The organism is Caldicellulosiruptor bescii DSM 6725, from assembly GCF_000022325.1.
In the GTDB taxonomy this organism is placed as follows: Bacteria; Bacillota; Thermoanaerobacteria; order Caldicellulosiruptorales; family Caldicellulosiruptoraceae; genus Caldicellulosiruptor; species Caldicellulosiruptor bescii.
The window spans coordinates 1,943,316-1,956,280 of sequence record NC_012034.1 but is presented as its reverse complement, the minus strand read 5'-3'; the positions used below and the strand labels follow the sequence as shown (position 1 = coordinate 1,956,280).

General features: G+C 39.9%; 5 protein-coding genes. All 5 read left to right on the top strand.

All coding sequences use genetic code 11. The features are described 5' to 3' along the window. The first annotated feature begins 63 nt into the window (after positions 1-63). The 5 genes from ATHE_RS09345 to ATHE_RS15150 all read left to right on the top strand — a co-directional run bounded on the left by ATHE_RS09345 (position 64) and on the right by ATHE_RS15150 (position 12,861). On the top strand, positions 64-1,518 hold the full coding sequence (locus ATHE_RS09345; protein WP_232421985.1) for a WG repeat-containing protein: 1,455 nt from the start codon (positions 64-66) through the stop codon (positions 1,516-1,518). Between the two features lie 72 nt (positions 1,519-1,590). Then, positions 1,591-2,613, top strand: coding sequence for a peptidylprolyl isomerase (locus ATHE_RS09340; protein WP_015908244.1), 1,023 nt, complete (start codon positions 1,591-1,593; stop codon positions 2,611-2,613). Positions 2,614-2,885: 272 nt separating this feature from the next. Further along, complete coding sequence (locus tag ATHE_RS09335) at positions 2,886-8,600, top strand: glycoside hydrolase family 48 protein (RefSeq protein ID WP_015908243.1); 5,715 nt, start codon at positions 2,886-2,888, stop codon at positions 8,598-8,600. Positions 8,601-8,755: 155 nt separating this feature from the next. Continuing rightward, entirely contained in the window at positions 8,756-12,640 is a 3,885-nt protein-coding gene (locus ATHE_RS09330) for a glycoside hydrolase family 44 protein (protein ID WP_015908242.1), read from the top strand. Positions 12,641-12,729: 89 nt separating this feature from the next. After that, positions 12,730-12,861 (top strand): hypothetical protein, encoded by a 132-nt coding sequence (locus tag ATHE_RS15150; RefSeq protein WP_015908241.1) that lies wholly within the window; start codon positions 12,730-12,732, stop codon positions 12,859-12,861. The last annotated feature ends 104 nt before the right edge of the window (positions 12,862-12,965 follow it).

Here is a 12,965-nt window from a genome sequence, read left to right as displayed (position 1 = left end):
AAAAGAAAAAAAAACAAGCAAAAAAAACAGCAAACGAAAGTTCAATTCAAAGAATTTTTGAGGTTGCCTATTGTAAAAAGTTTTATAATCGTATTAATTTTGACCTTATTGATAACGACAATATATAGCACAGCAACAATTGTAATTAGAAAAAATATTGCCAAACATTTTTTCACAATCTCAGATGAAAATTATCAAAATGTAGCATATCTTAACAATAAATTGGTTATGTTTGAAAAGAATAGTAAATGGGGGATAATGGATATACAAGGAAAAATAGTAGTAAAGCCTACATATGAAAGGATACTATTAGAAAGTGAAGGAATGATTCCAGTTAAGCTTAAAAATAAATGGGGCTTCATTGATATCTATGGAAAAGTTAAGATAAAACCCCAATTTGACAATGTAACTGCATTCACAGACCAGCTTGCAGCTGTGTGTGTGAACAACAGGTGGGGAATTATAGATAAGTCAGGTAAATATACTATAAAACCTCAGTATCAAGACATAATTATACATCCAAACAAAATGATTCAAACTAAAAAGTATAATAAATGGGGAATTATTGATGAGAAAGGAAATCAAATTATACCATATAAATACAAAGAAATACAAATTTTGAATTATAAGGGAGTCATTGTTGCTAAAGAAAAAGATAGTTACAAAATAATATCGATCAAAAATAAAAAGGAAAGTAAGGAAAACTATAGCAACTTTTCATTAAACATTGGGAAAATGTTACCTGTTATGAGAAACAATAAGTGGAGCATTTTAAATCTTGAAACGTTATCAGAAGTTTTTCCGTTGATTTATGATGAAATATGGGTCCACAATGAAGGCTGGATAGAGCTTAAAAAAGATAAAAAGTTGTACATTATGTTTTCTGACGGTAAAATATTAGATAAAACTTTTAAAAGGGATTCAGTAGTTGTTTCCTCAAACAAAATGATTTCAATAAATCAAAATAATGGAGTCATAACTTTAGTAAATCTTGATTCACGAAAGACAGTAGATATAAAAGCACATGATATAACAGTATTTAACAATGGTTTTGCGGCAGTCAAGGTTAGGGACAAGTGGGGGTTGATTGCAGAAAATGGGAAGTTTGTTATTAAGCCAAAGTATGATTCTATTTGGATAGCAGACAAAGACATAATTGTAGTTTATCTCAATGGGAAGTGGGGGTTAGCGAAAATAAACGGAGAAACTTTAACACCACTGAACTATGATTTAATAGGCGAAGTAAAAGATGGGTACGTAGCATTTCTGAAAAATGGCAAATGGGGTGTGATGCTAAAGACAGGCAAGATACTGTTGAAACCGAAATTTGATCAAATTACACTTCATACAAAGAACTATATATTTGCTAGACAAAATGATACATGGTTTCTCATAGTAATTAAGAATAATAAAAAATATTTCTATAGATTCAAAACGTTCTCTGTGATAAGAGTTAATGACAATATTTGGGCATATACTACAGAGAAAGGTATGAAAGTTATTATTCTAAAAAAATAGTTATGAGATAATTATAATGATTAACCCACAAAAAATGAGTAAGAAAAAATTTTTAAATTGAGGAGGTTCATTATGAATAAAAAGAATCTATTTTTGGTAGTAGGTATATTGCTTATTTCAATTATCTTGTCGTTGTTTATTTTTAAGGATAAAATAGCGAGTATAATTGATGATCATAGGGTAGTGTTAGAGGTAAATGGAGAACAAGTTACCAAAAGAGAGTACAAAATAAGGTTTAATGCCCTGAAAGAGAATGCAATTCAATTTTCATCACGTACAGACATCTTGGATCAGGTGTTTAACGGAAAAACATATAGAGAGTTATTGAAAGATGAGTTGTTCACAATTTTAACAGAAGAATTGTTGTGCCTACAAGAAGCTAGGAAAAGAAATATTAATCTCACAAAACAAGAAGAAGAAGAAATAAAAAAATATATTCAAGAGCTTAAGGCAAATGAGGAAATGAGAGGTTATTTTAACCAATATCTCCGAAAAATAGATTCTGATGAAAATCATTTTTATAGAGATCTGTATAAAACTAGACTCATTAATAAGTTATATAGTTCTATTACAAGCAAAACAACTGTTAGTGACTCAGAGATAGTTAATTACTATAATACCAATAAGAATCAGTTTAAAAAGAGAAAAATCATAGACATTTTTCTAAAGGTGGAGAATGAAGAGGAGGATGCTCGAAAAAGAGAAATTGCAAATAAAATAGTTTCTGAATTAAAAAAAGGAGAGAATTTTGAAAAATTGGTCAAAAAGTACTCAGAGGATGATAGTGCGAGTACAACAAAAGGAATAATTGATTACTTTAGAAAAGGCGAAAAAGAAGCAGAGTATGGTAGTGTTTTTGAAGAAGAGGTGTTTAAATTAGCTGTTGGACAAATCAGTAATGTAATAAAGACAGTTAAAGGCTATCATATAGTAAAAGTACTTGATGAAAAATATATGCCTCTTGATGAAGTTAAAGAAGAAATTCAATCAAAGTTGATGAAACAAAAGAAAGACGAAGCTTTTAGGTTATACATTGAAAATTTAAAAAAATTATCTAAAATCAATGTTTATAAGGATAGAACAAAAGATCTTTAATCAAAAATTTAAATTGATTCTACTTGCATAGAAGTTTAGGAAAAATGCAACAATTGTTAATATAAAAAAGAGCAATATTGTAATAATTATTTGCAAAATAATGATAGAATTAATTTGCCTTAAAAATATAAAATGATACATGGTAGGAAGCGTGTATAAAATTTAATACAATACGAAAGACAGAAGTGAGGTGATAGAAACTAAAGATAAAGTATAATTTTCAATTACCCAACTCAGACTATTAAATCCATAATTGAAAAGAGGGGGTTAAGATGCGAAGGGGTATAGCGTTATTTATTGCAATTATCTTTTTATGTACAGTAATGTATAGCTTAACTTTTCCAGTGAAGGCAGAGAGTATAGTCACCACTCAAAAATACATTTGGAAAAATGTAAAAATTGAAGGTGGCGGCGGTTTTATTACGGGAATAGTTTTTAATCCTAAAGAAAAAAACTTAGTTTATGTAAGAACAGATATTGGCGGTGCTTACAGAAGTACAGATGGTGGCAATACGTGGACACAGCTTATGAATTGGGTTAGTTTTGATGAGTGGAATTTATTAGGCGTAGAAAGTATAGCAACAGATCCTGTTGATCCAAATCGACTCTACATTGCTGCTGGTACTTACACTAATAGTTGGACAAATATGAATGGGGTCCTTTTACGTTCAAAAGATAAAGGTAATACATTTGAACGTACTCCTTTACCATTCAAATTGGGCGGTAATATGCCTGGTCGAAATATGGGAGAGAGATTAGCTATTGATCCGAATCACAATAATATCTTATATTTAGGTACACGCGAAGGAAATGGACTATGGAAAAGTATAGATTATGGCGTAACGTGGAAAAAAGTAGAGAACTTCCCGAACCCAGGAACATATGTTGAAGACCCGAATTGTCCTCATGATTATTTGAATCATATTACAGGTGTAGTATGGGTTGTATTTGATCCAACGAGCGGTAAACCCGGAGAAGGAAGCAAAGTGATTTATGTAGGGGTAGCTGATAAAAATACAAGCATATACTATACAAAAGATGGTGGGCAAACATGGGAGGCACTACCAGGACAACCTACAGGTTTACTTCCACAACATGCAAAGTTAAGCTCAGATGGGATGCTGTATATAACATATAGCAATACTCAGGGCCCTTACAACGGTGACTATGGAGAAGTATGGAGATATAATACTAAAACTGGCGAATGGAAGAACATAAGTCCAATGCCAGCAAAAGATACTTATTTTGGATATGGAGGATTAGCTGTTGATGCTCAAAATCCAAAGGTGGTAATGGTAGCAGCTTTGAGTTCATGGTGGCCTGATACTTATATTTGGCGTAGTACAGATGGCGGTGAAACATGGAAGTGTATATGGGAATGGGCTGGATATCCTAACAGAACGCTTCACTATACTATGGATATTTCTGCAGCTCCATGGTTGAATTTTGGTATTACGAATCCAATTCCTCCCGAGACAAGTCCAAAGCTTGGTTGGATGGTTGCAGCCCTTGAGATTGATCCATTTAACTCTGATAGAATGTTATATGGGACAGGTGCTACGTTATATGGGTGTGATGATTTAACTAAATGGGATAAAGGTGAAAAGATAACAATTAAAGTAAAAGGAATTGGAATAGAAGAAACATCAGTTGCAGCATTAGTAAGCCCACCAATCGGACCACATTTATTTAGTGCAATATACGATATTGCTGGGTTTAGACATGATGATTTGGAGAAAGCACCCAACTGGACATATACTCAACCCAATATGGGTTCGACTACTGATATAGATTACGCTGAATTGAATCCAAACTTTATGGTGCGTGTAGGGAATGTTGACAAAACATGGAATCCAAACACAAATAGAATTGGTTTTTCGTATGATGGTGGGAAATCATGGTTCCAAGGTAATCAAGAACCTCAAGGAATGACAGAAGGTGGAACAGTTGCTGCAGCTGCTGATGCTAGTGTAGTTGTGTGGGCACCAAAAGGAGCTCCTGTATCCTATTCCACAGACAATGGTAATACATGGTATCAATGTGCCAATGTACCTTCCGGAGCGATTGTATACTCTGATAGAGTTAATCCAAACAAGTTTTATGCTTTTAAAGATGGAAAATTCTACATTAGTAGTGACAAAGGAAAAACCTTTGTTCAATCACCAGCTTCTGGCTTGCCAACAAGCGGGAACTTTAAAGCTGTTCCTGGTCGTGAAGGTGATATATGGTTAGTCGGCAATAATGGAATGTGGCATTCGGTTGATGGTGGTTATACGTTTACAAAAATTGGAAATGTAGAAGAAGCAGCAAGTATTGGGTTTGGTAAACCTGCAGAGGGAAAAACATATCCGGCAATCTACACTTATGCAAAGATAAATGGAATCAGAGGAATATTTAGATCTGATGATGCAGGTGCAAGTTGGGTAAGAATAAATGATGATAATAATCAATTTGGTTGTGCTAATGCAGACATTACTGGAGACCAAAGAGTATATGGAAGAGTATTCGTTGCTACTAATGGTTTAGGAATAAAATGGGGTGAAATTGCTGATAGTGCTACAATTCCAACATCAACGCCAGCACCAACAGTAACTGCTACACTGACCCCAACACCAACTGCTACACCAACGCCAACACCAACACCAACACCAACACCAACATCAACTGCTACACCAACACCGACACCTACACCAACACCAACGTCAACACCAACTGCTACACCAACAGCAACGCCAACACCAACACCGACGCCGAGCAGCACACCTGTAGCAGGTGGACAGATAAAGGTATTGTATGCTAACAAGGAGACAAATAGCACAACAAATACGATAAGGCCATGGTTGAAGGTAGTGAACACTGGAAGTAGCAGCATAGATTTGAGCAGGGTAACGATAAGGTACTGGTACACGGTAGATGGGGACAAGGCACAGAGTGCGATATCAGACTGGGCACAGATAGGAGCAAGCAATGTGACATTCAAGTTTGTGAAGCTGAGCAGTAGCGTAAGTGGAGCGGACTATTATTTAGAGATAGGATTTAAGAGTGGAGCTGGGCAGTTGCAGGCTGGTAAAGACACAGGGGAGATACAGATAAGGTTTAACAAGGATGACTGGAGCAATTACAATCAGGGGAATGACTGGTCATGGATGCAGAGCATGACGAGTTATGGAGAGAATGTGAAGGTAACAGCGTATATAGATGGTGTATTGGTATGGGGACAGGAGCCGAGTGGAGCGACACCAACACCGACAGCAACACCAGCACCGACAGTGACACCGACACCCACACCAGCACCAACTCCAACCCCGACCCCAACACCAACTGCTACACCAACAGCAACGCCAACACCAACACCGACGCCAACACCAACCCCAACCGCGACACCAACAGTAACAGCAACACCAACACCGACGCCGAGCAGCACACCTGTAGCAGGTGGACAGATAAAGGTATTGTATGCTAACAAGGAGACAAATAGCACAACAAATACGATAAGGCCATGGTTGAAGGTAGTGAACACTGGAAGCAGCAGCATAGATTTGAGCAGGGTAACGATAAGGTACTGGTACACGGTAGATGGGGACAAGGCACAGAGTGCGATATCAGACTGGGCACAGATAGGAGCAAGCAATGTGACATTCAAGTTTGTGAAGCTGAGCAGTAGCGTAAGTGGAGCGGACTATTATTTAGAGATAGGATTTAAGAGTGGAGCTGGGCAGTTGCAGGCTGGTAAAGACACAGGGGAGATACAGATAAGGTTTAACAAGGATGACTGGAGCAATTACAATCAGGGGAATGACTGGTCATGGATGCAGAGCATGACGAGTTATGGAGAGAATGTGAAGGTAACAGCGTATATAGATGGTGTATTGGTATGGGGACAGGAGCCGAGTGGAGCGACACCAACACCGACAGCAACACCAGCACCGACAGTGACACCGACACCCACACCAGCACCAACTCCAACCCCGACCCCAACACCAACTGCTACACCAACAGCAACGCCAACACCAACACCGACGCCAACACCAACCCCAACCGCGACACCAACAGTAACAGCAACACCAACACCGACGCCGAGCAGCACACCGAGTGTGCTTGGCGAATATGGGCAGAGGTTTATGTGGTTATGGAACAAGATACATGATCCTGCGAACGGGTATTTTAACCAGGATGGGATACCATATCATTCGGTAGAGACATTGATATGCGAAGCACCTGATTATGGTCATTTGACCACGAGTGAGGCATTTTCGTACTATGTATGGTTAGAGGCAGTGTATGGTAAGTTAACGGGTGACTGGAGCAAATTTAAGACAGCATGGGACACATTAGAGAAGTATATGATACCATCAGCGGAAGATCAGCCGATGAGGTCATATGATCCTAACAAGCCAGCGACATACGCAGGGGAGTGGGAGACACCGGACAAGTATCCATCGCCGTTGGAGTTTAATGTACCTGTTGGCAAAGACCCGTTGCATAATGAACTTGTGAGCACATATGGTAGCACATTAATGTATGGTATGCACTGGTTGATGGACGTAGACAACTGGTATGGATATGGCAAGAGAGGGGACGGAGTAAGTCGGGCATCATTTATCAACACGTTCCAGAGAGGGCCTGAGGAGTCTGTATGGGAGACGGTGCCGCATCCGAGCTGGGAGGAATTCAAGTGGGGCGGACCGAATGGATTTTTAGATTTGTTTATTAAGGATCAGAACTATTCGAAGCAGTGGAGATATACGGATGCACCAGATGCTGATGCGAGAGCTATTCAGGCTACTTATTGGGCGAAAGTATGGGCGAAGGAGCAAGGTAAGTTTAATGAGATAAGCAGCTATGTAGCGAAGGCAGCGAAGATGGGAGACTATTTAAGGTATGCGATGTTTGACAAGTATTTCAAGCCATTAGGATGTCAGGATAAGAATGCGGCTGGAGGAACGGGGTATGACAGTGCACATTATCTGCTATCATGGTATTATGCATGGGGTGGAGCATTGGATGGAGCATGGTCATGGAAGATAGGGAGCAGCCATGTGCACTTTGGATATCAGAATCCGATGGCGGCATGGGCATTAGCGAATGATAGTGATATGAAGCCGAAGTCGCCGAATGGAGCGAGTGACTGGGCAAAGAGTTTGAAGAGGCAGATAGAATTTTACAGGTGGTTACAGTCAGCGGAGGGAGCGATAGCAGGAGGCGCGACAAATTCATGGAATGGCAGATATGAGAAGTATCCAGCAGGGACAGCAACATTTTATGGAATGGCATATGAACCGAATCCGGTATATCATGATCCTGGGAGCAACACATGGTTTGGATTCCAGGCATGGTCGATGCAGAGGGTAGCGGAGTATTACTATGTGACAGGAGATAAGGACGCAGGAGCACTGCTTGAGAAGTGGGTAAGCTGGGTTAAGAGTGTAGTGAAGTTGAATAGTGATGGTACGTTTGCGATACCGTCGACGCTTGATTGGAGCGGACAACCTGATACATGGAACGGGGCGTATACAGGGAATAGCAACTTACATGTTAAGGTAGTGGACTATGGTACTGACTTAGGAATAACAGCGTCATTGGCGAATGCGTTGTTGTACTATAGTGCAGGGACGAAGAAGTATGGGGTATTTGATGAGGGAGCGAAGAATTTAGCGAAGGAATTGCTGGACAGGATGTGGAAGTTGTACAGGGATGAGAAGGGATTGTCAGCGCCAGAGAAGAGAGCGGACTACAAGAGGTTCTTTGAGCAAGAGGTATATATACCGGCAGGATGGATAGGGAAGATGCCGAATGGAGATGTAATAAAGAGTGGAGTTAAGTTTATAGACATAAGGAGCAAGTATAAACAAGATCCTGATTGGCCGAAGTTAGAGGCGGCATACAAGTCAGGGCAGGCACCTGAGTTCAGATATCACAGGTTCTGGGCACAGTGCGACATAGCAATAGCTAATGCAACATATGAAATACTGTTTGGCAATCAATAATTAAGTAGGTAAATGAAAATTTAGCGGGGTAGCACAACTATAAGTATGGTGTGCTACCTCGCTAAAATCCTGTATGGAGGTGTTTAGAAAATAGTACAAAAAATAAAGAGGTATAATGGCAAAAATGCATAAAAAAGAGGGGGTTAGGTTTTAAGATGAGAGTAAAAACAAAAATGGGGAAGAAATGGTTGAGTATACTATGTACAGTTGTTTTTTTATTGAACATTTTGTTTATAGCAAATGTAACGAATTTACCCAAAGTTGGTGCGGCTACATCTAATGATGGAGTAGTGAAGATAGATACTAGCACATTAATAGGAACAAATCACGCACATTGCTGGTACAGAGATAAACTTGAGACGGCATTGCGAGGAATAAGGTCATGGGGTATGAACTCTGTGAGGGTAGTGTTGAGTAATGGCTATCGATGGACGAAGATACCAGCAAGTGAAGTAGCAAATATTATATCATTGTCAAGAAGTCTTGGATTCAGAGCCATTGTATTAGAAGTTCACGACACGACAGGATATGGTGAGGACGGTGCAGCATGTTCATTGGCGCAAGCAGTAGAATATTGGAAAGAGATAAAGAGTGTGTTAGAAGGCAATGAGGATTTTGTTATAATAAACATTGGTAATGAGCCGTATGGGAACAATAACTATCAAAACTGGATTAATGACACGAAGAATGCTATAAAAGCGCTAAGGGATGCAGGGTTCAAGCACACGATAATGGTTGATGCACCGAACTGGGGGCAGGATTGGTCTAATACTATGAGAGACAATGCCCAGAGCATAATGGAAGCAGATCCGCTGCGCAATTTGGTATTTTCGATTCATATGTACGGTGTATACAATACAGCGAGCAAGGTAGAAGAATATATCAAGTCATTTGTGGAGAAAGGGCTGCCATTAGTTATTGGGGAGTTTGGGCATCAGCATACAGATGGTGACCCTGACGAGGAAGCTATTGTCAGGTATGCAAAACAATACAAGATAGGACTTTTTAGCTGGTCTTGGTGTGGCAATTCGAGCTATGTAGGGTACTTGGACATGGTAAACAATTGGGACCCCAATAATCCAACTCCATGGGGGCAATGGTATAAAACTAATGCGATTGGTGCCTCTTCAGTACCTACTTCAACACCAACACCGACACCAACTGCTACACCAACAGCAACGCCAACACCAACACCGACGCCGAGCAGCACACCTGTAGCAGGTGGACAGATAAAGGTATTGTATGCTAACAAGGAGACAAATAGCACAACAAATACGATAAGGCCATGGTTGAAGGTAGTGAACACTGGAAGCAGCAGCATAGATTTGAGCAGGGTAACGATAAGGTACTGGTACACGGTAGATGGGGACAAGGCACAGAGTGCGATATCAGACTGGGCACAGATAGGAGCAAGCAATGTGACATTCAAGTTTGTGAAGCTGAGCAGTAGCGTAAGTGGAGCGGACTATTATTTAGAGATAGGATTTAAGAGTGGAGCTGGGCAGTTGCAGGCTGGTAAAGACACAGGGGAGATACAGATAAGGTTTAACAAGAGTGACTGGAGCAATTACAATCAGGGGAATGACTGGTCATGGATGCAGAGCATGACGAGTTATGGAGAGAATGTGAAGGTAACAGCGTATATAGATGGTGTATTGGTATGGGGACAGGAGCCGAGTGGAGCGACACCAACACCGACAGCAACACCAGCACCGACAGTGACACCGACAGCAACACCAGCACCAACACCAACCCCGACCCCAACACCAACTGCTACACCAACGCCAACACCGACTCCAACACCAACACCAACTGCTACCCCAACACCGACGCCGAGCAGTACACCTGTAGCAGGTGGACAGATAAAGGTACTGTATGCTAACAAGGAGACAAATAGCACAACAAACACGATAAGGCCATGGTTGAAGGTAGTGAACACTGGAAGCAGCAGCATAGATTTGAGCAGGGTAACGATAAGGTACTGGTACACGGTAGATGGGGACAAGGCACAGAGTGCGATATCAGACTGGGCACAGATAGGAGCAAGCAATGTGACATTCAAGTTTGTGAAGCTGAGCAGTAGCGTAAGTGGAGCGGACTATTATTTAGAGATAGGATTTAAGAGTGGAGCTGGGCAGTTGCAGGCTGGTAAAGACACAGGGGAGATACAGATAAGGTTTAACAAGAGTGACTGGAGCAATTACAATCAGGGGAATGACTGGTCATGGATGCAGAGCATGACGAGTTATGGAGAGAATGTGAAGGTAACAGCGTATATAGATGGTGTATTGGTATGGGGACAGGAGCCGAGTGGAGCGACACCAACACCGACAGCAACACCAGCACCAACATCGACATCGACGCCAACACCGACAGTAACACCAACCCCGACCCCAACACCAACTGCTACACCAACACCCACGGCAACGTCAATTCCATTACCAACAGTATCACCATCGTCGGCTGTTATTGAAATAGCAATAAATACAAATAAAGATAGGTCACCAATTAGCCCGTACATTTATGGTGCAAACCAGGATATTGGAGGTGTAGTTCATCCTGCAAGAAGGTTAGGTGGAAACAGACTAACAGGATACAATTGGGAAAACAACTTTTCAAATGCGGGGAACGATTGGTATCATTCAAGTGACGATTATTTGTGCTGGAGCATGGGAATTTCTGGTGAAGATGCGAAGGTTCCAGCAGCAGTGGTATCTAAATTTCATGAGTATTCCCTTAAAAATAATGCTTATTCTGCTATAACTTTGCAAATGGCAGGATATGTGTCAAAAGATAATTATGGTACTGTTAGTGAAAATGAAACAGCTCCATCTAACAGGTGGGCAGAGGTAAAATTTAAGAAGGATGCTCCTTTATCTTTGAATCCAGACTTGAATGATAACTTTGTTTATATGGATGAATTCATAAATTATTTGATAAACAAATACGGAATGGCTTCTTCACCTACCGGGATAAAAGGGTATATACTTGATAATGAGCCTGATTTGTGGGTCTCAACACATCCCCGTATACATCCTAATAAGGTCACATGCAAAGAGTTGATTGATAAATCTGTTGAACTGGCAAAAGTTATAAAAACCCTTGATCCATCAGCTGAAGTTTTTGGATATGCATCATATGGGTTTATGGGTTATTATAGTCTCCAAGATGCGCCTGATTGGAACCAAGTTAAAGGAGATCATAGATGGTTTATAAGCTGGTATCTGGAACAGATGAAAAAAGCATCAGACAGTTATGGAAAAAGATTATTAGATGTGCTTGATTTACACTGGTATCCAGAAGCACGAGGTGGAAATATTCGCGTGTGCTTTGATGGCGAAAATGACACATCAAAAGAAGTTGCTATAGCTAGGATGCAAGCTCCAAGAACACTATGGGACCCGACCTACAAAACATCAGTGAAAGGGCAAATTACAGCTGGTGAGAACAGCTGGATAAACCAGTGGTTTTCAGATTATTTGCCTATAATTCCAAACATAAAAGCGGACATAGAGAAATATTATCCTGGTACAAAACTTGCTATTAGCGAATTCGATTATGGCGGTCGAAATCATATTTCAGGGGGAATTGCTTTAGCTGATGTGCTCGGTATATTTGGTAAATATGGAGTGTACTTTGCAGCAAGATGGGGCGATTCTGGTAGTTATGCAGCAGCTGCATATAACATTTATCTTAATTATGATGGAAAAGGCTCAAAATATGGCAATACAAATGTAGGTGCTAATACAAATGATGTTGAAAATATGCCAGTTTATGCTTCAATAAATGGACAGGATGATTCTGAACTTCATATTATACTAATAAACAGAAACTATGACAGAAAATTGCCTGCGAAGATCAGCATTACAAGTTCAAAAAACTATACAAAAGCAGAAATTTATGGTTTTGATAGCAATAGTCCTACTGTTAGAAAAATGGGAAGTGTGGATAATATCGAAAACAATGTTTTAACTCTTGAGGTACCTAATTTAACAGTTTTCCATATCGTTTTATATTCAACCTCAGTACAAACTAAATAAATCATTTAACGGTATTTAGACACCTTCATAAGCATGGGTGTTTTTGTTGGCTCTGGCGCCATTGCCAGATTGTTAGCGGAATGTGTAGTATGGCTGTCAGGATTTATGTAACAATGTATGGTATGTATTTAAGCATAGGCGTTACAAAGTGCAGGACAGTGTTTATCCAGCAAATAATGAAGAGACAGGTGTGCAGCTTGGGAAGAGGAAATCTGGACTAAGAGTTTAATGGAGTTATTTGAGAGTTGATACTGTCGAAGCTTGAGAATCGAGTAGACTAAAAGAGTTTCTTTGAGCATGAGATAATTATACCGGATAGGATTTA